The organism is Sphingomonas sp. JUb134 (genome assembly GCF_004341505.2).
In the GTDB taxonomy this organism is placed as follows: Bacteria; Pseudomonadota; Alphaproteobacteria; order Sphingomonadales; family Sphingomonadaceae; genus Sphingomonas.
Genome location: NZ_SLYP02000001.1, coordinates 3,393,701 through 3,418,133, shown reverse-complemented (window position 1 = coordinate 3,418,133; position 24,433 = coordinate 3,393,701). Strand labels below are relative to the sequence as shown.

General features: G+C 65.6%; 18 protein-coding genes. 7 read left to right on the top strand and 11 right to left on the bottom strand.

Going from position 1 to position 24,433, the window contains the following annotated elements:
- Positions 1 to 114 precede the first annotated feature (114 nt).
- Both EDF69_RS16085 and EDF69_RS16080 read left to right on the top strand, forming a co-directional pair.
- Positions 115 to 858 carry a 2-phosphosulfolactate phosphatase gene (locus tag EDF69_RS16085; protein ID WP_239555179.1) on the top strand — a complete coding sequence of 248 codons (744 nt, stop codon included), beginning with the start codon at positions 115 to 117 and terminating at the stop codon, positions 856 to 858.
- A gap of 70 nt (positions 859 to 928) precedes the next feature.
- A complete protein-coding gene (locus tag EDF69_RS16080; protein ID WP_132883474.1) occupies positions 929 to 2,431 on the top strand; it encodes a S10 family peptidase in 1,503 nt (500 codons plus the stop codon).
- Positions 2,432 to 2,496: 65 nt separating this feature from the next.
- On the opposite strand, the gene EDF69_RS16075 is transcribed toward EDF69_RS16080, so the two are convergent.
- The 4 genes from EDF69_RS16075 to rpoB all read right to left on the bottom strand — a co-directional run bounded on the left by EDF69_RS16075 (position 2,497) and on the right by rpoB (position 12,489).
- Complete coding sequence (locus tag EDF69_RS16075) at positions 2,497 to 2,907, bottom strand: low affinity iron permease family protein (RefSeq protein ID WP_125960812.1); 411 nt, start codon at positions 2,905 to 2,907, stop codon at positions 2,497 to 2,499.
- A 63-nt stretch (positions 2,908 to 2,970) separates the two neighbouring features.
- The gene (locus EDF69_RS16070; protein ID WP_132883475.1) at positions 2,971 to 3,759 is read right to left on the bottom strand and encodes a TorF family putative porin; all 789 of its coding nucleotides are present in this window, start codon (positions 3,757 to 3,759) and stop codon (positions 2,971 to 2,973) included.
- 245 nt (positions 3,760 to 4,004) lie between these two features.
- Complete coding sequence (gene rpoC / locus EDF69_RS16065; RefSeq protein WP_132883476.1) at positions 4,005 to 8,270, bottom strand: DNA-directed RNA polymerase subunit beta'; 4,266 nt, start codon at positions 8,268 to 8,270, stop codon at positions 4,005 to 4,007.
- Positions 8,271 to 8,343: 73 nt separating this feature from the next.
- Positions 8,344 to 12,489 carry a DNA-directed RNA polymerase subunit beta gene (gene rpoB, locus EDF69_RS16060; RefSeq protein ID WP_132883477.1) on the bottom strand — a complete coding sequence of 1,382 codons (4,146 nt, stop codon included), beginning with the start codon at positions 12,487 to 12,489 and terminating at the stop codon, positions 8,344 to 8,346.
- Between the two features lie 812 nt (positions 12,490 to 13,301).
- Here rpoB and EDF69_RS16055 point away from each other — a divergent pair.
- Positions 13,302 to 14,183, top strand: coding sequence for a hypothetical protein (locus EDF69_RS16055; RefSeq protein WP_132883478.1), 882 nt, complete (start codon positions 13,302 to 13,304; stop codon positions 14,181 to 14,183).
- A gap of 331 nt (positions 14,184 to 14,514) precedes the next feature.
- On the opposite strand, the gene rplL is transcribed toward EDF69_RS16055, so the two are convergent.
- Entirely contained in the window at positions 14,515 to 14,895 is a 381-nt protein-coding gene (gene rplL, locus EDF69_RS16050; protein WP_125960766.1) for a 50S ribosomal protein L7/L12, read from the bottom strand.
- A gap of 54 nt (positions 14,896 to 14,949) precedes the next feature.
- Positions 14,950 to 15,471: a 50S ribosomal protein L10 gene (gene rplJ / locus EDF69_RS16045; protein WP_125960767.1), complete on the bottom strand. Its 522-nt coding sequence runs from the start codon at positions 15,469 to 15,471 to the stop codon at positions 14,950 to 14,952.
- A gap of 46 nt (positions 15,472 to 15,517) precedes the next feature.
- Here rplJ and EDF69_RS19835 point away from each other — a divergent pair, with 46 nt between their 5' ends.
- Together EDF69_RS19835 and EDF69_RS16040 are read left to right on the top strand one after the other, a co-directional pair.
- Entirely contained in the window at positions 15,518 to 15,649 is a 132-nt protein-coding gene (locus tag EDF69_RS19835; protein ID WP_274611200.1) for a hypothetical protein, read from the top strand.
- A 247-nt stretch (positions 15,650 to 15,896) separates the two neighbouring features.
- Positions 15,897 to 16,463: a L,D-transpeptidase family protein gene (locus EDF69_RS16040; RefSeq protein ID WP_132883479.1), complete on the top strand. Its 567-nt coding sequence runs from the start codon at positions 15,897 to 15,899 to the stop codon at positions 16,461 to 16,463.
- 84 nt (positions 16,464 to 16,547) lie between these two features.
- Here EDF69_RS16040 and EDF69_RS16035 read toward each other — a convergent pair whose 3' ends face one another.
- From EDF69_RS16035 to EDF69_RS16015, 5 genes are all read right to left on the bottom strand, one after another.
- Positions 16,548 to 19,673 (bottom strand): TonB-dependent receptor domain-containing protein, encoded by a 3,126-nt coding sequence (locus tag EDF69_RS16035; RefSeq protein WP_132883480.1) that lies wholly within the window; start codon positions 19,671 to 19,673, stop codon positions 16,548 to 16,550.
- Between the two features lie 245 nt (positions 19,674 to 19,918).
- A complete protein-coding gene (gene rplA, locus EDF69_RS16030; protein ID WP_125960770.1) occupies positions 19,919 to 20,611 on the bottom strand; it encodes a 50S ribosomal protein L1 in 693 nt (230 codons plus the stop codon).
- A gap of 4 nt (positions 20,612 to 20,615) precedes the next feature.
- Positions 20,616 to 21,047, bottom strand: a complete 432-nt coding sequence (gene rplK, locus EDF69_RS16025; protein ID WP_125960771.1) for a 50S ribosomal protein L11 — start codon at positions 21,045 to 21,047, stop codon at positions 20,616 to 20,618.
- Positions 21,048 to 21,217: 170 nt separating this feature from the next.
- Positions 21,218 to 21,895, bottom strand: a complete 678-nt coding sequence (locus EDF69_RS16020; RefSeq protein ID WP_132883481.1) for a spermidine synthase — start codon at positions 21,893 to 21,895, stop codon at positions 21,218 to 21,220.
- Complete coding sequence (locus EDF69_RS16015; RefSeq protein WP_132883482.1) at positions 21,892 to 22,227, bottom strand: DUF6481 family protein; 336 nt, start codon at positions 22,225 to 22,227, stop codon at positions 21,892 to 21,894. Before EDF69_RS16015 ends, EDF69_RS16020 begins: the two co-directional genes overlap by 4 nt.
- A 148-nt stretch (positions 22,228 to 22,375) precedes the next feature.
- On the opposite strand from EDF69_RS16015, the gene EDF69_RS16010 reads away from it, so the two are divergent.
- Complete coding sequence (locus EDF69_RS16010) at positions 22,376 to 23,341, top strand: CDP-alcohol phosphatidyltransferase family protein (RefSeq protein ID WP_339538681.1); 966 nt, start codon at positions 22,376 to 22,378, stop codon at positions 23,339 to 23,341.
- Positions 23,341 to 24,432, top strand: a complete 1,092-nt coding sequence (locus EDF69_RS16005) for an inositol-3-phosphate synthase (protein ID WP_125960775.1) — start codon at positions 23,341 to 23,343, stop codon at positions 24,430 to 24,432. Before EDF69_RS16010 ends, EDF69_RS16005 begins: the two co-directional genes overlap by 1 nt.
- Position 24,433 lies beyond the last annotated feature (1 nt).

Sequence of the window (24,433 nt, the reverse complement as noted above, 5' to 3'; positions counted from 1 at the left end):
GGATCTGTCCGAGCGGATCGAGGCCGCGGAGACGCGCTGGATGGAGATCAGCGAGGCGTTGGAGGGCGCAGCGGCGTAGCGGCCACACTGGTCGGCGCGGTGGGGGCCGGCTGGTTGGCAGGCCTGCTTCCCTCTGGCATCAGTCCGATGATGCCGAAAATAGCCTGTGAATGGGGCCTGTCCGGAACTGAGGCTTGGAAGGCCTGTGCGGACCTCTTCATCATCGTCGACGTGTTGTCCTTCTCGACAGCGGTGAGCGTAGCCGTCGGAAACGGTGCGATCGTGTTCCCCTTCCCGTACGGGGACGCCGCCGCGGCAGCGGCCGAAGCTGCTCGGCGTGGAGCGGTTGCAGCTTCACCGCGTAGTGCAGGAGGAGGGCAGCTCAGTCTTTCGCCGGCCAGCCTGAAGCATGTCGCGCCGGGGGGCCGCCTCCTGCTGCCTTCGCCGAATGGCTCCCGGCTGTCGCTGGCCACTGGTGACACTCCGACGATCTGCGGCTGCTTCCGCAACGCCCGAGCAGTCGGTGCGGCGGCAAGGCGCCTCGCCGGCGATGGAACGATCGTCGTGATTGCTGCAGGGGAGCGGTGGCCGGATCAAACGCTGCGACCCGCCATCGAGGATTGGCTCGGAGCAGGCGCCATCATCGATGCTCTTGGCGGGACACGCAATGCAGAGGCCGACCTGGCAGCCGAAGCGTACCGGGCAGCGAAGCCTCGCCTGGCCGAAATCCTCCGCGACAGCCGCTCGGGCCGCGAACTCTCCGGTTGGGGATACGCTGCCGACACCGAGGTCGCGCTTGAGGTAAATGTTACCGACGTCGTGCCGATGATGCGCGAGGGTGCGTACCAGGCCCTCTGAACCGGCTTCATCATTGCCTCGCAGTCTCCGCGCTGCAACATTCGCGCCCTTGCGAAGGGGAGCCCAACACTTGCGATCGATTCTGCGCCTATCCGCCGCCGCCCTGCTGCTCGCCTGCACCAGCAGCCTTGCCCATGCCCAGTCGGCGGAGACCACCACCACCGTCGAGAAGAAGAAGGCGGAGGACGAGACCAAGCCACCGCCGCTGCCTGGCGACAAGACGATCAGCCAGTCGGCGCGGATCGGCGGGCGCACGCTGTCGTACAAGGCGACCGTAGGAACCATTCCCGTGCGCGACGGAAAGGGCAAGGAGATCGGCCAGGTCACCTATACGGCCTACACCGTGCCGGGACGCGATCCGGCGCGTCCGGTGACCTTCGCCTTCAACGGCGGCCCGGGCGCCGCGTCGGTCTACCTCAACCTGGGCGCCATCGGGCCCAAGCGCGTCCAGTTCGGTGCGCAGGGCGATGCGCCCTCCGACGCCCCGATCGCGAGCGACAATCCCAATAGCTGGCTCGACTTCACCGACCTGGTGTTCATCGATCCGGTCGGCACCGGCTTCAGCCGCAGCCTGGTCGACGAGGCGGAGACCAAGAAGGCGTTCTACGCCAACGATCCCGACATCAAGTATCTGTCGAAGGTCGTTTACGACTGGCTCGTCAAGGAAGGCCGGCTGCGCTCGCCCAAATATGTGATGGGCGAGAGCTACGGCGGGTATCGCGCGCCGCGGATCGCCTATGAGCTCCAGTCGCAGATCGGCGTCGGGGTCAACGGGATGATTCTGGTGTCCCCTTATCTCGATCCCGCCTCCGGGGACGGCGCGACCGCGCTGTCGCCGCTGCCGTGGATGATCGACCTGCCGTCGATGGCGGCCTCCAACCTGGAGCGGCAGGGACGCCTGACGCCCGCCGCGATGGCGGAAGTGGAGGCCTATGTCCGCGGCGACTATGCCCGCGACCTGCTGCGCGGCCGATCCGATCCCGAAGCGACCGCGCGCATCTCGCAGCGCGTGGCGGAACTGACCGGACTCGATCCTGCGATGGTGCAGAAGCTGGGCGGCCGGATCGACAGCCGCACCTACCTTCGCGAAATCCATCGCAACGAAGGACGGATCGGCAGCATCTATGATTCCAACGTGACGGCGTTCGATCCCTTCCCCTGGTCGGCCCAGCAGCAATCGAACGACCCGATCCTGGACGCGTTGATCGCGCCCACCACCAGCGCGATGGTCGACTTCGTCACCCGCGAAGTGGGCTGGAAGACGGATGCGCGCTACCATGCGCTTTCGTACGAGGTGAACCAGGCCTGGGATCGCGGCAAGCCGGACGACACGCCGGTGAGCGACCTGCGCAAGGCGATCGCCAACGATCCCAAGATGCGGGTGATGATCGTCCATGGCTGGGACGACCTCTCCTGCCCCTTCTTCGCCTCGCGCCTGATCGTCGACCAGATGCCGGCGTTCGGCCAGGCGGAGCGCGTGCAGCTGCGTGTCTATCCGGGCGGGCACATGTTCTACAGCCGCAGCGACAGCGGCGCGTCGTTCAAGCAGGATGCCCAGGCGCTGTATCGCTGAGCCCGTAGCTGCCGGTCGCGCAAACGGGCGCGATCGGCAGCGCCATACTCGCTCGCGGTGGCGTCTTAGCGACGCTTGAGCAGCGTCTCCACGCTGTCGTCGACGGTGCCGATCTTGCCCGGCTCATGGCCGGCCTCCTGCTCCAGCGCAGCCCGGATCTGCTCGATCTGCCGGTCGGTCAGATGCTCGATGCCGATGAACTCGCCGCGAGCCGGGCCAAGGGCACGGATGAGCTCGTCGAGCTTCGCCTGCATCGCCGCTGCGTCCCGGTTCTGGGAGTTCTGGATCAGGAACACCATCAGGAAGGTGACGATGGTGGTCGCGGTGTTGATCACCAGCTGCCACGTGTCGGAATAGCCGAAGATCGGCCCGCTAACCCCCCAGGCTAGGATCGTAACGAGCGCAAGCACGAACGTCAGCGGCTGTCCGGCAGCAGTTGCGATGCGGGTCGATATGGCAGTGAAGATGTTGTCCAGCATGCGCGTACCCAAAGCGCGAACTGCCGCGAAAGCAAGCAGCGCCGCGCCCTGGTCATAGCATCAGAAGTTGAGTCCGACCCGCGCCAGCAGCCGGCTGTCCGCGTTGCGGCCATCCGCATAGGGGGAGTCGACGATCGCTCGATCGGAGATGTCGGTATCGACATAGTCGATGCCGATCACCGATGGCCCGGTGACATGCTCCACGCCCAGGCGCCAGTCCATGTAGTTGCCGCCGGGCCGCAGGCGCGCAGCGCGCAGCGTGTTGTCGACGTTCCCGGAGCTGCGGCCGATCCCTGCGATTACCGTGAACGGCGTCACGGGGATGCCCATGCGTCCTTCCGCGCCGATGTAGAAATTGTCGCCGCCGATCGCCGACTGCTTCGGCGCATAGCGTGCAAAGCCGTCGAGTTGCACGGGTCCCAGCGCAAAGCCGGCGCCGCCGCCGAGCTCGAGATAGCTGAGCGCGCGGTCGCTGCCCGGGAAGAAGTGGCCGGTGACCCCACCGTCCAGGCGGACCGGTCCCAGATATTGTGCGTAGCTGGCGGCGAGATCGATCCCCACCGCAGCGCCGCCGTGGCGCGGGCTGTCGTTCAGCGTCGCGACCGAACCCGTGACCGAGAAGCCCTGGCCCCCTAGCGGGATGGTCGCCGTACCCCGCAGGCTGACGTCGCCGTCGCTCCAGCTGATTCCCCGCTCGCGGTCGTCGGTGGTGAGTTCCACGGAGAGGGTTGAGCGCTCCGTTTCGCTCTGGGCACGGGCGGGCAGGGCGGCGGCAACGGAGAGAAGGGCGCTGCCGACCAGAAGAAACAGGCGGGACTTGGCTCCCGGGGCGGAACAGCGCGTGCGCATCGAAGATCTCCGAAGATTGGGTGGTGCGATCGCGTTCGGCAAACGCGACCAGCTGGGTGTGGAGGCTCGGCAGGCCTGCCTCGACGTGGCTGCGATAGCGATGCGCTCTGCGTCGCGCCACCCCGAGCGGTGATCCTCATCGGCTGCGACACACCTGTCGGCGCGGGGCGCCGGATCATCCGCAAAACAAAACCGCCGCCCGGTTTCCCGGACGGCGGCTTCGTTGTTCAGGCTGATCGCGGCGATCAGTCGTTCAGATACTCGCCGGCGTCCTCGTCAGTGCCGTGACCGCTCGGGGTGACCGACGCAAGGGCGTCGCTCGTGCCCTGGTCGTCGCGGACAGAACGCGCATGCTCGGCCTCATGCTCTTCCTCGGCGCTGTTCGGCGCGATGAGAGCGGCCTGGAGCGCCCGCTGCTGTGCGCGGAGCGCCACGTCGCGGCTGGTTGCCGCCACGCGCAGGCGGTTCATGCCCGCACCGGTACCCGCCGGGATGAGCCGGCCGACGATCACGTTCTCCTTCAGGCCGTTCAGCGAGTCGATCTTGCCCTGAACCGAAGCTTCGGTGAGCACACGGGTCGTCTCCTGGAACGAGGCGGCCGAGATGAAGCTGCGGGTCTGCAGCGACGCCTTGGTGATGCCCAGCAGGATGGGCTTGCCCTGTGCCGGCTGCTGGCCCGGGGCCAGCTTGGCATTGGCTTCGTCCATCTCGTCGCGGTCGAGCTGCTCGCCCGCCAGCAGGGTGGTGTCGCCACCGTCGGTGATCTCGACCTTCTGCAGCATCTGGCGAACGATCACCTCGATGTGCTTGTCGTTGATCTTCACGCCCTGCAGTCGATAGACTTCCTGGATTTCCGACACGAGATATTCCGCAAGCGGCTCGATGCCGAGCACTTCCAGAATGTCGTGCGGATCCGGGCTGCCGCCGATCAGGTTGTCGCCACGCTTGACGTAGTCGCCTTCCTGAACGTCGATCACCTTCGACTTCGGCACCAGATACTCGACGACCTCGCCGCCGTCCTCCGGCTGGATGCCGATCTTGCGCTTCGCCTTATAGTCCTTGCCGAACACGACGCGGCCGGAGACCTTTGCGATGATCGCATTCTCCTTCGGCTTGCGTGCCTCGAACAGCTCGGCGACGCGCGGCAGACCGCCGGTGATGTCGCGGGTCTTGGCAGCCTCGCGGCTGACACGAGCCAGAACGTCGCCGCCCTGGACCTGCGCACCATCCTCGACCGAGAGCGTCGCGCCCGGCGCCAGCATGTAGCGGCCGGCCTCGCCCGAATTCTCGTCGAGCAGGGTCAGGCGAGGACGCAGATCCTCCTTCGACTTGCCGCGATATTCGGTGACGACGCGCTGGGTGATGCCCGTCGCTTCGTCGGCCTGTTCGGTCAGGGTCTTGCCGTCGATGAGGTCCTGGTACTTCACGGTACCCGGATTCTCGGTGATCACCGGCATGGTGAACGGATCCCACTCCGCCATGCGGTCGCCCGCGCTGATGATGTGGCCATCGTCGCACAGCACATAGGCACCGTACGGGATGCGATCCACCGAGAGCTCACGACCGTCCATGTCGACGATCGCCATTTCGCCCGAGCGGCTGAGCACCACGCGGCGGCCACGCTGGTCCATGATGACGCGCAGGTCGCGGTATTCGACCTTGCCGTCGACCGGCGCCTCGAGGTTCGACTGCTCGTTGAGCTGTGCCGCACCACCGATGTGGAAGGTACGCATCGTCAGCTGCGTGCCCGGCTCGCCGATCGACTGCGCCGCGATGACGCCAACGGCTTCACCGATGTTCACCGGCGTACCGCGAGCGAGGTCACGCCCGTAGCACTTGCCGCACACGCCGATCTTGGCCTCGCAGACGAGCGGGCTGCGGATCTTCATGCCCGGTACGTTCAGCGCCTCGATCTGCGTGATCATCGCCTCGTCGAGCAGCGTGCCCGAAGGGATGACGACCTCGCCGGTCTTGGTGTCGATCACGTCCTCGGCCGTGGTGCGGCCCAGGATGCGCTCGCCGAGCGACGCGATGGTCGAACCGCCCTGGACGATTGCCTTCATCTCGAGCGCACGCTCGGTACCGCAGTCCTCTTCCATGATGACGCAATCCTGCGACACATCGACGAGGCGGCGGGTCAGGTAACCCGAGTTCGCGGTCTTCAGCGCGGTATCCGCGAGGCCCTTGCGGGCGCCGTGGGTCGAGTTGAAGTACTCAAGGACGGTCAGGCCTTCCTTGAAGTTCGAGATAATCGGCGTCTCGATGATCTCGCCCGACGGCTTGGCCATCAGGCCGCGCATGCCCGCCAGCTGCTTGATCTGCGCTGCCGAACCACGAGCACCCGAGTGCGCCATCATGTAGATGGCGTTGACCGGCTTCTCGCGACCATTGTCTTCGTGCTTCACCGCACGGATCTCGTCCATCATGGCTGCCGCCACCTGGTCGCCGCAACGGCTCCAGGCGTCGATCACCTTGTTGTACTTCTCCTGCTGCGTGATCAGGCCGTCCTGATACTGCTGCTCATAGTCCTTCACGAGCGCGCGGGTCTCGTCGACCATGCCTTCCTTGGCGGCCGGGATGATCATGTCATCCTTGCCGAAGGAGATGCCGGCCTTGAACGCATTGCGGAAGCCCAGCGCCATGATGGCGTCGGCGAACAGCACCGTCTCCTTCTGGCCGGTGTGGCGATAGACCTCGTCGATCACGTCGCCCACGTCCTTCTTGGTGAGAAGGCGGTTGACGGTCTCGAACGGCACCTTGTGGCTCTTCGGCAGCGTCTCGCCGAGCAGCATGCGGCCCGGCGTCGTCTCGACGCGCTTCATGTAGGTGTTGCCGTCCTCGTCCGTCTGCGGAACGCGGCTGATGATCTTGGTGTGCAGCGTGACGGCGCCGGCATGCAGTGCCTGGTGCACCTCCGCCATGTCCGACAGCATCATGCCTTCGCCGGGCTCGTTCTGCTTCTCCATGGAGATGTAGTAGAGGCCCAGGACCATGTCCTGCGACGGCACGATGATCGGCTTGCCGTTTGCAGGGCTCAGGATGTTGTTGGTCGACATCATCAGGACGCGCGCTTCCAGCTGAGCCTCGAGGCTCAGGGGAACGTGCACGGCCATCTGGTCACCGTCGAAGTCGGCGTTGAACGCCGAGCAGACCAGCGGGTGAAGCTGGATCGCCTTGCCCTCGATCAGCACCGGCTCGAACGCCTGAATGCCGAGACGGTGGAGCGTCGGTGCGCGGTTGAGCATCACGGGGTGCTCGCGGATCACCTCGTCCAGGATGTCCCAGACTTCCTTGCGCTCCTTCTCGACCCACTTCTTGGCCTGCTTCAGGGTCATGGACAGACCCTTGGCATCGAGGCGCGCGTAGATGAATGGCTTGAACAACTCGAGCGCCATCTTCTTGGGCAGGCCGCACTGGTGCAGCTTGAGCTCCGGGCCGGTCACGATGACCGAACGACCCGAATAGTCGACGCGCTTGCCGAGCAGGTTCTGGCGGAAACGGCCCTGCTTGCCCTTGAGCATGTCGGACAGCGACTTGAGCGGACGCTTGTTGGCACCCGTGATCGTGCGACCGCGGCGGCCGTTGTCGAACAGCGCATCGACGGCTTCCTGCAGCATGCGCTTTTCGTTGCGGACGATGATGTCCGGCGCACGCAGCTCCATCAGCCGCTTGAGGCGGTTGTTACGGTTGATCACGCGGCGATACAGATCGTTGAGATCCGAGGTCGCGAAGCGGCCACCGTCCAGCGGCACCAGCGGGCGCAGCTCGGGCGGAATGACCGGAACGACGTCCAGGATCATCCACTCGGGGCGGTTGCCCGAGTCGATGAAGCTCTCGACGACCTTCAGGCGCTTGATGATCTTCTTGGGCTTCAGCTCGGACTTGGTGACGGCGAGCTCTTCGAGAAGCTCCTTGCGCTCACCTTCGAGGTCGAGCTCCATCAGCATCGTCTTGACCGCTTCGGCGCCGATGCCGGCGGAGAAGGCGTCCTCGCCGAACTGGTCCTGCGCCTCGAGCAGCTCGTCCTCGGTGAGGAGCTGATACTTCTCCAGGCTGGTGAGGCCCGGCTCGATCACGATGTAGCTCTCGAAGTAGAGCACGCGCTCGAGCTGCTTGAGCTGCATGTCGAGCAGCAGGCCGATGCGCGACGGCAGCGACTTCAGGAACCAGATGTGCGCGACCGGTGCGGCCAGCTCGATGTGGCCCATGCGCTCGCGGCGGACCTTCGAGACGGTCACCTCGACGCCGCACTTCTCGCAGACGATGCCCTTGTACTTCATGCGCTTGTACTTGCCGCACAGGCATTCGTAGTCCTTGATCGGACCGAAGATGCGCGCGCAGAACAGGCCGTCACGCTCGGGCTTGAACGTGCGATAGTTGATCGTCTCGGGCTTCTTGATCTCGCCGAACGACCAGGAACGGATGCGCTCGGGGGAGGCGATGCCGATCTGGATCTGGTCGAAGGTCTCCGGCTTCTGGACCGGATTCGCGAAGTTGGTCAGTTCGTTCATGTCGTATTCCCTCTAGGGGCAAAACTCCGGGCGAAACGGGGAGGGGCACCGCCTGCGCGGCGCCCCCGCTCCCTTATTCCGCCGCCTCGGCCAGACCGTCGTCTTCCTCGAGTGCCTTGAGCTCGACGTTGAGGCCCAGCGAACGCATTTCCTTGACGAGCACGTTGAAGCTCTCCGGGATGCCGGCCTCGAAGGTGTCGTCGCCCTTGACGATCGCTTCGTAGACCTTGGTGCGGCCGACCACGTCGTCCGACTTCACCGTCAGCATCTCCTGCAGGGTATAGGCCGCGCCATACGCCTGCAGTGCCCAGACCTCCATTTCGCCGAAGCGCTGACCGCCGAACTGCGCCTTACCGCCCAGCGGCTGCTGGGTGACGAGGCTGTACGGCCCGATGGAACGCGCGTGGATCTTGTCGTCGACCAGGTGGTGGAGCTTCAGCATGTAGATGTAGCCCACGGTCACCTTGCGGTCGAACGCGTCGCCGGTGCGCCCGTCGTAGAGCGTCACCTGACCCGACGGATCGAGCCCTGCCATCTCCAGCATCCGCGACACGTCCGCTTCGCGGGCGCCGTCGAACACCGGCGTCGCCATCGGCACGCCGTTCTTCAGGTTCTGCGCCAGCTCGACGATCTCCTCGCCGTCACGGGCGTCGATCTCCGCATGGTACTGCTCGCCGTAGATGGTCTTGAGGCGATCCTTGACCGCGTCCGGCATGGCGCCGATCGACGGGTTCGGATTGGCCTCACGCCACTGCTCCAGCGCTTCGGTGACCTGCCGGCCAAGACCGCGCGCGGCCATGCCCAGGTGGGTCTCGAAGATCTGCCCGACGTTCATGCGCGACGGCACGCCCAGCGGGTTGAGCACCAGGTCGACGGGAGTGCCGTCTTCCAGGAACGGCATGTCCTCCTGCGGCAGGATGCGGCTGATGACGCCCTTGTTGCCGTGACGGCCGGCCATCTTGTCGCCCGGCTGCAGCTTGCGCTTCACCGCGACGAAGACCTTGACCATCTTGAGCACGCCCGGCGGCAGCTCGTCGCCACGCTCCAGCTTCTCGCGGCGATCCTCGAACTTCTCGCGGATCTTGCGGGCAGCCTCGTCGTACTGCGCCTTCACGGCTTCCAGGTTCGACTGGACCGTGTCGTCGGCGACCGCGAACTTCCACCATTCGTGGCGGTCGACGCTGTCGAGCACGTCGCTGTCGATCACGACGCCCTTCTTGACGCCCTTGGGCGCCGCGGCGGCGGTCTGGTCGAGCAGCATCTCGCGCAGGCGGCTCCAGGTCGCCCGGTTGAGGATCGTGCGCTCGTCGTCCGAGTCCTTCTTCAGGCGCTCGATCTCCTCGCGCTCGATCGCCATCGCGCGCTCGTCCTTGTCGATGCCGTGACGATTGAAGACGCGGACGTCGACGATCGTGCCGGCAACACCCGGCGGCAGACGCAGCGAGGTGTCGCGGACGTCGGAGGCCTTTTCACCGAAGATGGCGCGCAGGAGCTTTTCCTCCGGTGTCATCGGGCTTTCGCCCTTCGGCGTGATCTTGCCGACCAGGATGTCGCCCGGCTCGACCTCGGCACCCACGTACACGATGCCCGCCTCGTCGAGGTTGCGCAGCGCTTCCTCGCCGACGTTCGGGATATCGCGAGTGATGTCCTCCGGCCCGAGCTTGGTGTCGCGCGCCATCACCTCGAACTCGTCGATGTGGATCGACGTGAACACGTCGTCCTTCACGATCCGCTCGGAGATGAGGATCGAGTCCTCGTAGTTATAGCCGTTCCAGGGCATGAACGCGACGAGGGCGTTGCGGCCCAGCGCCAGCTCGCCGAACTCGGTCGACGGACCGTCGGCCAGCACGTCGCCCGCCTTCACCACGTCGCCCACCTTCACCAGCGGGCGCTGGTTGATGCAGGTTGACTGGTTCGAGCGCTGGAACTTCATCAGCGTGTAGATGTCCACGCCGCTTTCGTTCGCATCGACATCGCCGGTTGCACGGATCACGATGCGGGTCGCGTCGACCTGGTCGACCACGCCGGCACGCTTGGCCGAGATCGCGGCGCCGGAATCCCGGGCAACGGTCTCTTCCATGCCGGTGCCCACGAACGGAGCCTCGGCCTGGACCAGCGGCACCGCCTGGCGCTGCATGTTCGAGCCCATCAGCGCGCGGTTCGCGTCATCGTTCTCCAGGAACGGAATGAGCGAGGCCGCGACCGACACCAGCTGCTTGGGGCTGACGTCCATCAGGGTGATCTGATCGCGCATCGCCATCAGGAACTCGCCTGCCTGACGCGCGGAGATCAGGTCCTCGACGAAGCGACCCTCGGCATCGAGCTCGGCGTTCGCCTGCGCGACGGTGTGCTTCTGCTCTTCCATCGCCGACAGGTAGACGACCTCGTCGCTGACCTTGCCGTCGATGACCTTGCGGTACGGCGTCTCGATGAAGCCGTACTTGTTGACGCGCGAGAACGACGCCAGCGAGTTGATCAGGCCGATGTTCGGGCCTTCCGGCGTTTCGATCGGGCAGATACGGCCATAGTGGGTCGGGTGAACGTCGCGGACTTCGAAGCCCGCACGCTCACGCGTCAGGCCGCCCGGCCCGAGCGCCGAGACGCGACGCTTGTGCGTCACTTCGGACAGCGGGTTGGTCTGGTCCATGAACTGCGACAGCTGCGACGAACCGAAGAACTCGCGCACCGCGGCGACCGCGGGCTTCGCGTTGATCAGGTCGTTCGGCATCACGGTCGAGACGTCGACCGACGACATACGCTCCTTGACCGCACGCTCCATGCGCAGCAGGCCGACGCGATACTGGTTCTCCAGCAGCTCGCCCACCGAACGCACGCGACGGTTGCCCAGGTTGTCGATGTCGTCGACTTCGCCCTTGCCGTCCTTCAGGTCGACCAAGGTCTTCACGACCGCGAGGATGTCCTCGGTGCGCAGCGTCGTGACCGTGTCCTCGGCGTCGAGGTCCAGGCGCATGTTGAGCTTCACGCGGCCGACGGCCGAGAGGTCATAGCGCTCGGGATCGAAGAACAGGCCGCCGAACAGCGACTCCGCGGTTTCCAGCGTCGGCGGCTCGCCCGGGCGCATGACGCGATAGATGTCGGACAGCGCCTGCTCGCGCTCCTCGGCCTTGTCGGCCTTCAGCGTGTTGCGGATCCAAGGGCCGGTGGTCACGTGATCGATGTCGAGCAGCTCGATGCGATCGATGCCGGCCTTGTCCAGCAGCTCGAGGTTCTCGGCCGACACTTCGTCGCCCGCCTCGATGTAGATGCGGCCCGTCGTCTCGTCGATCAGGTCATAGGCGCTGTAGCGGCCGTAGATCTCTTCGGTCGGGATCAGCAGGTCGGTCAGGCCGTCCTTGCCGGCCTTGTTGGCCGCACGCGGGCTGATCTTCTGGCCGGCCGGGAAGATGACCTCGCCAGACTTCGCGTCGACGATGTCGAACGCCGGCTTCTGGCCGCGCCAGTTCTCGGCCGCGTACGGGATCTGCCAGCCACCCTGACCGCGCACGAAGGTGACGGTGTTGTAGAAGTGGTTGAGGATCTCTTCCGAGTTCAGGCCGAGCGCGTACAGCAGCGACGTCACCGGCAGCTTGCGCTTACGGTCGATGCGGACGTTGACGATGTCCTTGGCGTCGAATTCGAAGTCGAGCCACGAGCCGCGATACGGGATCACGCGCGCCGCGAACAGATACTTGCCCGACGCGTGGGTCTTGCCACGATCATGGTCGAACAGGACGCCCGGCGAACGGTGCATCTGCGAGACGATGACGCGCTCGGTGCCGTTGATGAAGAAGGTGCCGTTCTCGGTCATGAGCGGCATGTCGCCCATGTAAACGTCCTGCTCCTTGATATCGAGGACCGAGCGAGCTTCCGTATCGGGATCGACCTCGAACACGATGAGGCGAAGCGTCACGCGCATCGGCGCCGCATAGGTGATGCCGCGCTGGCGGCACTCTTCGACGTCGAACTTGGGATCCTCGAGTTCGTAGGTCACGAAGTCGAGCTCGGCAGTGCCGGCGAAGTCGCGGATCGGGAACACGCTGCGCAGCGTCTTCTCGAGGCCCGAGACATAGCCCGTCGACGGATCGCTCCGCAGGAACTGTTCGTAGGATTCGCGCTGAACCTCGATCAGGTTCGGCATCTGCACCACTTCGTGGATGTCGCCGAACACCTTGCGGATACGGCGCTTCGCGGTGCCGTTCTCGATTGCCTTGGTCGCCATGGGAGTAGGTCGCCTCGCTTGGTCAAATTTCGCGCCCGGGCTGGCCCGGGCAGGTGCGCGAACGAGACGCAAAAAGCCGCGTCATCCCTGATGGGATCGCAGCTTCGGGGCGTCTCGAAAGACCTCGGCCGATCCATTCGTCCAATGCGTTGCGCGACGACGCATCATTTCCCGATCGTGAGGCAGAGCCGGGATATAGGGCAGGGGCCGGAAACAGTCAAGGAAACGCGAACGTCGGGCGAGGGCGCGGCTTGATCCCGATCCGGGGTATGGTTCGGCCTGGCGCAGCATTGCCACGGTTCGGCGCGCCGGGGCGTGATGGGTGCTGGCGGCGCAGACGCGGATCGGCGTTGGCGGAACGCATGACCATTCGCGCCATTGCTGCAACCACCGTTCTTCTCCTGCCTCTGGCAGCCGCCGCGCAGGATGCGGCGCCAGGACCGGTTCCGCTTCCCTGGACGCTGCCGCCCGGCAACAGTGTGACACCGCCAGCGGTCGAGCCGCCGGCAGCGACGCCGCCCGGTCCGGAAGCTGAGCCCCGACCGACGCCAACCCCGCGCCGGACGGCGCGCCCGCAGCCGACCGCGACGCCTGCGCCAGCACCGGTCGCGGCGCCACGACCGCGGCCAACTCCTTCGCCGACTCCCGAAGCGTTACCGACGGCTGAAACAATCCCGGAAGCCGCGCCGACTGCTGAGCCGACGCCGGTGATCCAGGCCGAGCCCGAGGCCGAACTCGCGCCGGAGCCATCGGTCCCAACCGACCTGCCGCCGGCGAGGCCAGAGCCCGCAGGGGAGTCGCGGAGTTCGCTGTTGTGGATCCTGCTCGCGGCAGGGCTGGTCGCCGCACTGGCCGCGCTGCTGTTCTGGCGCCGCCGCAAGCCCGAAGAAACCTCAGACGAGGTTGCCGAAGTGACGGCGGATCCTGCGCCGGTCGCCCCGCCGCGCGTGATGGCCGCACCGGAGCCTGCCGCTCCGGTGGAACCCGCAACGCCTGCGCAGCCGCGCTTCCTGACCCGCGCGGTGCCCGGCCCTGTGCCGGCACCAGCGCCTGCGGCTCCGGTCCAAGCATCCGAGCCGGAAGGCCCGAGCTTCCTCACGCGCCCGATGCCGGAACCAGAGGGCCTGGTCGTGTCGACCGCTTTCCGCACGCCGCCCGTCTTACCGGCCCCGGCTCCAGCGCCGGCGACGGAGCGGGCGCCGCTCGACTTCACCTTCCTGCCGATGGCGATGGGCACGGACGGCAACAATGCGGTGATCCGCTTCGAACTCGGGGCCGGCAATTCGACCGACATGGCTGTGCCCGAGCTGCGCTTCGCCGCCGGCCTGTTCGGAGCCAGCCCCCAGCAGGACGCGGAGATCGAACGCTTCTTTGCGGAGATGCCGCTCCACGCGCAGCTCCAGCCGTTCCCGGTTGAGGCGGGCGAGGCGCGCAAGGTCGAGGCGACCGTGTCGCTCCCGCTCGACAACCTGCCGGTGCTGAGCGCGGGTGATCGCCGCTTCTTCGTGCCCGTGATGGCGATCGACGCGCGGTATCGCTGGGCCGACGGGCGCGAGGCCCGGACGCGCGTCGCCTTCGTGGTCGGTCGTCAGATCCAGGGCAGCGACAAGCTGGCACCGGTGTTCCTCGACCGTGGCGACCGGATGGTCGATCGGCTCGAGGCGCGGCTCCACGGCGAGGTTCGTCGGGACTGAGGGAGGCACAGCCTCGCCTAGCCTCTTCCAGGAGGCGGGCGGGGCCGTGACATTGCCGGCGGAAGCTGGGGCTTCCGAGAGCATCGGGCTCCTGCGCAGGCAGGGGCCCAGGGCCTAAGCCGCTGTACTCGACCGGCCTTACAGAAAAGCGCGTGAGCTCCGGTGTCGGGCTTCTAAGGCGCGTTTGCACGGCAAGGCGCAGGGCCGTGTCTGCTTCGGTCGGCGCGGCGACCCGCATCCGGCGTCTTCAAGCACGAAAAAGGGGCGGCTCCTGGTCGGAGCCGCCCCTCTTCTTGTCGGCAAGTGCCGCCCGGCCGAAGCCGGGCGCCGCTTACTTGACCTCGACGGTCGCGCCGGCGCCTTCCAGCTGCGCCTTGATCTTGTCGGCTTCGTCCTTGGCGATGCCTTCCTTGACCGGCTTCGGCGCGCCCTCGACGAGAGCCTTCGCTTCGGTCAGGCCCAGGCCGGTGATCGCGCGGACTTCCTTGATGACGTTGATCTTCTTGCCACCGTCGCCGGTGAGGATCACGTCGAACTCGGTCTTCTCTTCGACAGCAGCAGCGCCGCCAGCAGCGCCGCCAGCAGCCGGAGCAGCCGCAACCGCAGCAGCGGCCGAAACGCCCCACTTCTCTTCGAGCAGCTTCGAGAGCTCAGCGGCCTCGAGGACAGTCAGTTCGCTCAGCTGGTCGACGATCGCGTTCAGGTCAGCCATGTGTAATCTCCAAAATCAGATAGTTCGGGTTGATAGTCAGGGCAGGGGCGCCGATCAGGCGGCCTCCTGTTCCTTGTCCGCATGCGCCGCAAGCACGCGAGCGATCTGCGCCGCCGGTGCCTGGGTGATGGTCGCGAGCTTGGTCGCAGGTGCCACGATGAGCCCCACGATCTTTGCGCGCAGCTCGTCGAGCGACGGCAGGCCGGCAAGTGCCTTGATACCTTCCGCGTCGAGAAGCTGGCCGCCCATCGCCCCGCCGACGATCTCGAGCTTGTCCGTGGTCTTGGCGAAGTCGTTGACGACCCGGGCAGCAGCCACGGGATCGGCAGACGTCGCAAGCGCGGTCGGCCCGGTCAGCAGGTCGGCGATGACCGAATAGTCGGTGCCTTCCGCTGCGATCTTGGCAAGGCGGTTCTTCGCGACCTTGTAGCTGGCGCCGGCTTCACGCATCTTCGTACGGAGTGCCGTCGACTGGGCGACGGTCATCCCGAGGTTGCGGGTGATGACCACCACGCCGACCTCGTTGAAGGTGCGGTTCAGCTCGGATACCAGCTCACTCTTTTGAGCGCGATCCATGCCGTTCTCCTCACAAATGGGCGGTGCGCTAGGCACAGCCCGGTACATGTCCCGATGGCGAACCACCGGGGGCGACGTGTCCGAGGGGCATGGGCTCTGGTGCCAGCGGATCAACCCGATGGCGGACCCGGCGCTGCGGATGCAGGTCGCCAGGGATAGAATCACCTTCCCCGTCTAGGCAGGGCATTAAGCCGGAAGCCGGCACCTGCTGTCTCGGACGGCGAGCCGGACGCGCACGCGCGCCGGATCAGGTGGCGCCCATAGCAGACCGGCGCGGCGAAGCAAGCGAAACCGATCGGGGTCCCGGAACGAAACAAGCCGGTCCCAGCAACTTAGCTGCTGCTGGTAAACATCGGGAGCCAAGCTGGTAAACGAAACGTTAAGACTCGGCTCGTGGCACGGTGCCAGGGCCCGGAGGCCGTTCAATGCGTTTCGCCCGTTCCCTTTTCCTTGCAACTGCGCTCGCGGGCACGGTGCTCGCGGCCGCGCCGGTTCTAGCTGCGCCACCGCAGCCGAAGGTGGTGAGCGTGATGGAGACCGGCGGCGTGCTGCAACCCGGCGAGTATCTCTGGGCGCCGGAAGGCGTGCCGCCGGGCAAGCTCGCCATCGTGGTCGATCTCCGGCGCGAGCGGCTCTACGTCTATCGCGGCGGCGTGGAAATCGGGCGGACGCTGATCATCTATGGTGCGGACCACAAGCCGACGCCGACGGGGAGCTTCCCGATCCTGGAAAAGGATCGCGACCATGTCTCGAACCTCTACAATGCGCCGATGCCGTACATGCTGCGGCTCACCTGGGGCGGGGTCGCGATCCACGGGTCGGGCGAAGACGTCGACAGCCGCTACGCGACCCACGGCTGCATCGGCGTCCCCGACGAGTTCGCAGCGCTGCTCTATGCGCAGGCCAGGAAGGGCGACACCGTCCTAGTGACGCGCGACTGGATGCCGGAGGTGTATGGTGCCGAAGGGGTGCAGGTGGCCTCCGCAGACTAGCGAGGTGCTCGCGGAGCCGAACGCAAAAAAAAGCCGGCCGGACCATGGGTCCGACCGGCTGTCTCTTATTCAAAAGCGCTTGGCTTACATCTTCACCGAGACGCCCACGTACATGAAGCGACCGACGTTGTCGTAGATCGCGTCCTCGCCGTTGCCCAGCAGGCCATAGGGCGGCCGCTTGTCGGTGAGGTTGTCGATGCCGCCATAGAGACGGAACTGGTCGTTCACCTCCGCCGACGCACGAATCGCATGGTAGAACACACGCGGATAGTAGACGACGTCCGCATAGTTTGGATCAAGCGCGGGCACGCCATAGGTGTCGTGCTGGGCCTCCCAGTCGGTGATCGACTGACGGCCGATGTAGCGCAGCTGATAGCCCAGCGTGACGTTCTTGTGGGTGTAATCCGCCGACAAGTTGATGTTCCAGATCGGATCACCAAGCTCGCCCTTGATCCGCTCGCGCTGCTCCGGATTGTCGAGGTACGGATAGTCGTCCCGCGTGCGCACCCAGGTGCCGACTGCCCGCAGCGCGAGGCGGTTGTCCGCGTCGAAGCTGTGGTTGTAGGCGATATCCATGTCGATACCGCGTGCCTGGAGCGCCGCGAAGTTCACCGTGCTCTGCAGCAGCGCGGTTGGTGCGAACTCGCCATTCGCCTGGCGCGGATTGATCAGACCGCAGAACTGGTTCTCCAGCGAAGCCGCGTCATAGCACGCGTCGAGGATGGTCTGCGCGTCGACCGAAGCGATCACGTTGCTGATCTTGATGTCGTAGTAGTCAGCGGTGATCGCGAGTCCCGGCAGGAACGACGGCTGAACGATGACGCCATAGGTCCAGCTGCGCGAGCGCTCGGCTTCCAGGTTCGGATTGCCGCCAGACAGGATCTCCGTGCTGCCCGCGCGTGCCGCATTGTTGACGAAGCCCGTCGGAACGCCCGCTGCGGCGCAGTTGGCGACGCGGTTTGGTCGACCCGTGTTGATGAAGTTCACATCGCACGGATCGTTGAGCTGCGCGAAGTTCTGCGTGGGCGAGGAGTAGAGGTCCGACAGGGTCGGTGCGCGTACCGCCTTCGAATAGTTCACGCGGAATTTGATGTCGCGGACTGGTGCGTAGATGCCGCCCACGTTGTAGGCCCAGACGGTCCCCGTCGAGCCCTTGTAGTCGGCGACGCGCACGGCGCCGGTTGCGGTCAGTTCCTCTGCAAATGCCATGTCGCGTAGAACCGGCAGTTCAATCTCGCCATAGGCTTCCTTCACTTCGAAGGACGGCGGGTTGAACGGCGGGATGGCGTTCAGGAAAGTCGCGCCGCTGCTCACGAGCTCGTCATAGGCATAGGACGCGGTTTCGCGCCGATATTCTGCGCCCAAGGCGAAGCGAACTGGACCACCCGGCAGTTCGAACAGCTGCGAGCTGTCGCCGACGACGTTCGCATTGATGTCGAATTCGGTGGCCTTGCCCGTGCGAGTCGAGTTGGTGTTGATGTAGTTCAGCGCCGCCTGGCTCGGCGCACCTTCGCCAAGGACGTTGAGCGGCACGCAGTTCGGGTCGGTGACCGACGCCTGGTTGATCCGGCAGACGATCTCGCCCGCACCGTTCCGCACCGCGTCGACCGCGTTGTAGAAGTTCTGATTGATGCGGTTGTTATAGAAGGTCGAACGACTACGGAACTCGCCATAGTTGACCGAGAAATCGTACTTCCAGTCCTCGTTGAACGTACCTTCGGCGCCGACGACGATGCGATAGGTGTCGCGGCGGTCATATTCGTCGCGCGTGCCGAAGTCGTTGTTGTTCCGGTTCAGACGGAAGAAGGTCGCACCTGCCGGCAGCATCGAGCGGATCGTCGCCGCTGCGCCGGGCTGCAGATACGGGTTGTCGAGCGAGATCGGGATGCCGATCGACTGGCGCGCGAAGCCCGAATTTGCGGGGCGGAGAATATCGTTCCCGTCATCATCGGTATCTGCAACCAGGCCCTGCTCGCCACCCTGGGCGAAGGTCGGCGTGCCCTGGTTGAAGCTCTCCACTCGGACGAACTTGGCTTCGAAGAACGGCTTAAATCCCTCCGACACGTCGTAGTGACCAAGCAGGTTCGCGACATAGCGCTTCAACGACGGGTTGAGTGTGCCGCGGTCGTTGAGGATCGCGCCGTCGCCGCCATTGTTGTTGTTCGAGCCGGCAGGACGGAAGTCCTGGCCGTAGTTGTACTCGCGCAGCGAACCGTCGGTGTTGAAGCCGAACACGCGCGGATAGCCGTTCGGCAGGCACGCCATGGTCACGCCGTTGCCGCACGTCCCGATGCCCGCGCCGCTGTACGCAATGAAGTTGCCGCCGTTGTCATAGCCGAAGCTGCGAACACGGTTCAGATAGGTGCGGTTGGGGGTGTCGTTGTCGGCAGCCGGGCTGTCGACCAGCTGGAACTGGCGGCGGCCCGTGAAGGCGCCGGTGAGATCCGGACGGTCGCTGTAGGTCAGCAGGTTCTGACGGTTATACTCAAGTGCAAGCGCGATGTTGCCGCGACCCTCGGCGAAGTTCTTTCCGAACGTGCCCGATACGCGATAGGTGCCGCGGTCCCCCTCATCACTGAGGCCGCCCTGTGCGTTTAGCGTGATGCCGTCGAAGTTCCGCTTGAGCACGAAGTTGACCACGCCGGCCATCGCGTCGGAACCGTACACGGCCGAGCTGCCACCCGTGACTACGTCCACCCGGTCGAGCAGGTCGGTTGGAATGGTGTTGGTGTCGACTAGGAAGTCGCCTTCCGATCCGGTAATGTGACGGCGGCCGTTGACCAGCACCAGCGTGCGGGTGACGCCGAGGCCCCGAAGGTCGAGGAAGTTGACGCCCGAAGTGCCGATGTACTGAGTCGAGTTCGCCTGACTGTAGGTCGAGCGCAGCGACGGCAGGTCGTTCAGAACGTCGCCGACGACGACTGCGCCCGTGCGAGTCAGGTCCGCCGCAGTCACGCTGGTTACCGGAATCGGCGAGTTGAGCGTCGGGCGGGAAATGCGCGAGCCGGTAACGATGACTTCGCCGCCCGTATCCTCGAGCGCGGGAGCCGGAACCTCGGTCTGGGGAGCGCCGATCTGGTTCTGGTCGGTGGAGGCCGACTCCGCGTCGGCCGGGGTGGTGGTCTGCGCAGCAGCGCTGCCAGCGAGAGCCAATGCGATGGTGGAGGCCGTCAGCCCGAGGACTGCCTTCCGTACAAATACGCGTGTCATGTGAAACCCTCTGTCTACACGGCTGCCCGTTACTCGGCTGCGCCAGCTAGACGTGAGACACCCCTCCCGCACGAAGAACAACATGCTGCGCAGCATTGCTGCAAAAACATGCAGGGTGTTGTCTACGGGCAACACTATGTAAACAAAGGTAAATAGTGCCGTCCCGCAGATCCTCCCGGCCGCACAAACAAAAAGGGCTGGGATCGCTCCCGGCCCCTTTCCGTTTGTCTCGAGTCCCGAAGGGATCAGGCGGTGGCGACTTCCGCCACGTCCACCCGCACGCCCGGGCCCATCGACGACGAGAGCGCGACCTTCTTGAGGTACTTGCCCTTGGCGCCCGACGGCTTAGCCTTGACGACCGCATCGACCAGCGCGTCGAAGTTCTCGCGCAGGTCCTCGGCCGAGAAGCTCGCCTTGCCGATGCCGGAATGGATGATGCCGGCCTTCTCGACGCGATACTCGACCTGACCGCCCTTGGCGGCTTCCACGGCGGCTGCGACGTTCATGGTCACGGTGCCGAGCTTCGGGTTCGGCATCAGGCCCTTGGGACCCAGCACCTTACCGAGGCGGCCGACCAGGCCCATCATGTCCGGGGTGGCGATGCAGCGATCGAAGTCGATCTTGCCGCCCTGGATCGCTTCCATCAGGTCCTCGGCGCCGACGACGTCCGCACCGGCTGCCGTGGCTTCGTCAGCCTTGGCGCCGCGGGCGAACACGCCCACGCGCACCGTCTTGCCGGTGCCCTTGGGCAGGGTCACGACGCCGCGGACCATCTGGTCGGCGTGGCGCGGATCGACGCCCAGGTTCAGCGCGACTTCGACGGTCTCGTCGAACTTGGAGGTCGCGTTGGACTTCACCAGCGCGATCGCTTCGTCAACGCCGTGCAGCTTCTCGCTGTCGATCGTCCAGGTCTTCTGCTTCTTGGTCAGCTTGGCCATGATCTCAGCCCTCCACCACTTCGAGGCCCATCGCGCGGGCGGAGCCTTCGATGATCTTGGTCGCTGCCTCGATGTCGTTGGCGTTCAGGTCCTTCATCTTCGCGGTGGCGATGTCGGCCACCTGCGAACGCTTGATCGAACCCGCGGTCACCTTGCCCGGCTCCTTGGAGCCCGACTTCAGGTTCGCTGCCTTCTTGAGAAGGTAGGTCGCCGGCGGCGTTTTAGTCTCGAACGAGAAGGAGCGGTCGGCATAGACGGTGATGACGGTGGGGAGGGGGGTACCCTTCTCTACGTCGCCGGTCTGCGCGTTGAACGCCTTGCAGAATTCCATGATGTTCACGCCGCGCTGACCCAGCGCCGGGCCGATCGGCGGCGACGGGTTGGCGGCACCAGCTGCAACCTGCAGCTTGATATAGCCGGTGATCTTCTTTGCCATGTTTCTCACTCTGTAGCGGGGCAGGGTCTGGCGACCTCGCCCGTTTCAAGTTTAGCGGTTCGATCGGCCGTCCGATGGACAGACGCCTCCCGCAAGTTTTCCACGCATGACGTTGGAAGGCGCGCGCATAGCCGAAGCCGGGGCGAAAGGCAATTGGCCGTGCCGGAGCCTCAGACCCGTGCGAACCAGATGACGTGCATCGGTCCCTTGCCATTCTCCCGGGCGCGGACGCGGACCTCGTCGACGGCAAAGCCCGCCTGGGCAAGTCGCCGTGCGAATGCCGGATCGGGCGCGGCCGACCACACGGCGAGGATGCCGCCCGGTCGTAGCGCTGCCCGCGCCCGCGCCAGCCCGCGCGCCGTGTACAGGCCGTCATTCTCTTGCCGGGTAAGACCGTCCGGACCATTGTCGACGTCCAGCAGGATCGCGTCATAGCGCTCGGGGCCTGCTGCAGCCTCGCCGATTGCCGAGCCTACGTCGCCTATCCGGATGGTGACGCGCGGATCGTCCAGACATCCCTGGGCGAGTTCCGCCATCGGGCCGCGCGCCCATTCGATGATGCCGGGCACCAGTTCGGCAACGGTCACTTGGGCCTCGGGACCCACCAGGCCGAGCACTGCACGCAGCGTGAAGCCCATGCCATAGCCGCCGATCAGCAGCCGCGGTGCCGGGCGCGTCCCGAGTCGATCGCAGGTCATCGTGCCCAGCGCCACCTCGGATCCGCGCATGCGGCTGCTCATCAACTCATTGCGTTCGAGCAGGATCATGAAGTCGCTGCCGCGGCGGACTAGCCGCAGCGGCGGCCCTCCCGGGACCTCGGCGACTCCGATCAGCTCGCGCGGAGTCACCGTTTGCGGGCTTTGCGCGCAGCGTAGCGGGCGTCGCGAGCGGCTTTCAGCTCTTCCGCCGTCTTCTGGGGCTTGGGCGCAGCAGGTGCCTGGGCGGCACGGGCTGCCTCCGCCTCGGCCAGCTTGGCTGCCCTCTCGGCCTCGGCGGCCTTCAGGCGCTCGGCACGACGCTCGGCCGCGGCAGCCTTGCGGGCTGCCTGGGTCGCCTCGCGCGCCGCGATGGTCGCCGGATCCGCGGCGGGCTTGTTGCGGAGCTTTTCGAGCGCCGTCTGCTTGGCGGCACGCGATGCGGCTGCACGTTCGGAGAAATTGGGAGTCTTGTACCCTGCCATGTCTAGTCCGTCTTGGGTCGCGACCGTCGCGACCGGAGAGGGAGCCCTTTAGACCAATCTCCCGCAGAGTCTCGCATGCGAATGGTGCGGATCCGGCAGCGATGTCGAAAGCGGCCTGCAAAACCCTCCAGTATTCATGCCCAGCTGCGTGGCCGCGCCCACTTCAAGGCTTGAGTGCTTGATGCCTCGTCGCAAACTGCTTGCTGGAAAGGCCGATGCACCTGTACGTGACATTTCGATGACCCCCCCTCCACCGGACCAGTCACGCGATCGCCGGATCGAGGATCCTACCAACCTGTGGGTCATACACCCGGCGGGGCGGATGCTGCTGCCCTGGTTCATCGCACGGGGAATCTCGGCGAACGCCGTGTCGGTCGGGGGGCTGACGCTCGGCGTCTTGGCCGCTCTTGCCTTCGGCCGCTGGGAACATTGGCCGTTCGTCGTGGCGGGATCGGTGCTGTCGGTCACTTGGCTGATCGCGGACGGACTCGACGGCATGATCGCGAGGGCCACCGGCACGGCTAGCCCGCTGGGCCGGGCACTCGACGGCCTGTGCGATCATGGCGTCTTCATTCTGATCTACCTGGTTCTCGCCTCGTCGATCGGCACGCTCGAAGGCTGGTTGTTGGCCATTGCAGCAGGTGTCGCGCACGCGCTGCAATCCAACCTCTACGAAGGCGAGCGCGCGCGCTTCCACCGCCGGTGCAAAGGATTGGCCTCGGCGCCCCCGCAACCCAGTCGCAACCCGCTTGTCCGGTTCTACGACCGCATTGCCGGGACGGTCGATCGGTTCGCCCGTCCGTTTGACGACGCCCTCCGCAACAGGAGCGACGCCGCGCGGCTTGCGGCTGTCTATGGCCAGCAGGCGGCCAAGCCGATGCGGTTGATGCGGTTGCTGACTGCCAACACGCGGATCGGAGCGATCTTCGTCGCGTGTCTGGCGGGCGATCCGCGGCTGTTCTGGTGGTTCGAGATCGGACCGCTCACCCTTGTTCTGATTATCGGGTTGATCTGGCATCGCAGCGTCGAGGCCCGACTAGCCCGCAGCGCGTCTCCGGTGGAGCGCGCCTTTTCCTCTATTCCAATCATCCAGTCGAAGGACGTGAAGAAGTAATGCCGAGCATCAACATCGCAGTCGTCGGCGTCGGTAACTGCGCCAGCTCCCTCGTTCAGGGACTTTCCCACTATCGCGACGGCGCCAACGAGCGGACGGGCCTGATGCATTGGGACCTTGGCGGCTACCGGCCGAGCGACATCAAGGTCGTGGCCGCCTGGGACGTCGACCAGCGCAAGGTCGGCAAGGATGTGGCGGAAGCGATCTTCGCCAAGCCGAACTGCACCGCCATCTTCTGTGCCGAAGTCGAGCCGACCGGCGCGATCGTTCAGATGGGCAAGGTGCTGGACGGCGTCGCCGAGCACATGTCCGAGTACAAGGACGACCGCACCTTCCTCCTCGCCGACGCGAAGGAGCCGACGAAGGAAGAGGTCGTCGCAGCGCTCCGCGCGACCAACACCGACGTGCTGATGAACTATCTGCCGGTGGGGTCGCAGGCTGCGACCGAATTCTACGCGGAATGCGCGATCGAAGCGGGCGTCGCATTCGTGAACAACATCCCGGTCTTCATCGCCAGCAACCCGGAATGGGCGAAGCGGTTCGAGGATGCGGGAGTGCCGATCGTCGGCGACGACATCAAGGCGCAGCTCGGCGCGACCATCGTGCACCGCGTGCTCACCGACCTGTTCGCCAAGCGCGGCGTGAAGCTGGAGCGGACCTACCAGCTCAACACCGGCGGCAACACCGACTTCCTCAACATGTCGAATCATCGCCGCCTGGAGTCCAAGAAGATCTCCAAGACCGAGGCAGTGCAGTCGGTCGCAGCCGAGCGGCTCGAGGAGGACAACGTCCACATCGGCCCGTCCGACTATGTGCCGTGGCAGAACGACAACAAGATCTGCTTCCTGCGCATGGAAGGCTCGATGTTCGGCGGCGTGCCGATGAACCTCGAACTGCGTCTTTCGGTCGAGGACAGCCCGAACAGCGCCGGCGTCGCGATCGACATGATCCGCTGCGCCAAGCTGGCGAAGGACCGCGGCCTCGCCGGTCCGATCGACGGCGCCTCCGCCTATTTCTGCAAGCATCCGCGCACGCAGATGACCGACGACCTCGCCCAGCAGGCGGTGGAAGCGTTCGTCGCGGCCCATTGAG

Coding starts and splice junctions, on each gene's coding strand:
- EDF69_RS16070 (WP_132883475.1), bottom strand. CDS start 3,759: ATGCGCACGCGCTGTTCCGCCCCGGGAGCCAAGTCCCGCCTGTTTCTT.
- rpoC (WP_132883476.1), bottom strand. CDS start 8,270: ATGAACGAACTGACCAACTTCGCGAATCCGGTCCAGAAGCCGGAGACC.
- rpoB (WP_132883477.1), bottom strand. CDS start 12,489: ATGGCGACCAAGGCAATCGAGAACGGCACCGCGAAGCGCCGTATCCGC.
- rplL (WP_125960766.1), bottom strand. CDS start 14,895: ATGGCTGACCTGAACGCGATCGTCGACCAGCTGAGCGAACTGACTGTC.
- rplJ (WP_125960767.1), bottom strand. CDS start 15,471: ATGGATCGCGCTCAAAAGAGTGAGCTGGTATCCGAGCTGAACCGCACC.
- EDF69_RS19835 (WP_274611200.1), top strand. CDS start 15,518: ATGTCCCGATGGCGAACCACCGGGGGCGACGTGTCCGAGGGGCATGGG.
- EDF69_RS16040 (WP_132883479.1), top strand. CDS start 15,897: ATGCGTTTCGCCCGTTCCCTTTTCCTTGCAACTGCGCTCGCGGGCACG.
- EDF69_RS16035 (WP_132883480.1), bottom strand. CDS start 19,673: ATGACACGCGTATTTGTACGGAAGGCAGTCCTCGGGCTGACGGCCTCC.
- rplA (WP_125960770.1), bottom strand. CDS start 20,611: ATGGCCAAGCTGACCAAGAAGCAGAAGACCTGGACGATCGACAGCGAG.
- rplK (WP_125960771.1), bottom strand. CDS start 21,047: ATGGCAAAGAAGATCACCGGCTATATCAAGCTGCAGGTTGCAGCTGGT.
- EDF69_RS16015 (WP_132883482.1), bottom strand. CDS start 22,227: ATGGCAGGGTACAAGACTCCCAATTTCTCCGAACGTGCAGCCGCATCG.
- EDF69_RS16005 (WP_125960775.1), top strand. CDS start 23,341: ATGCCGAGCATCAACATCGCAGTCGTCGGCGTCGGTAACTGCGCCAGC.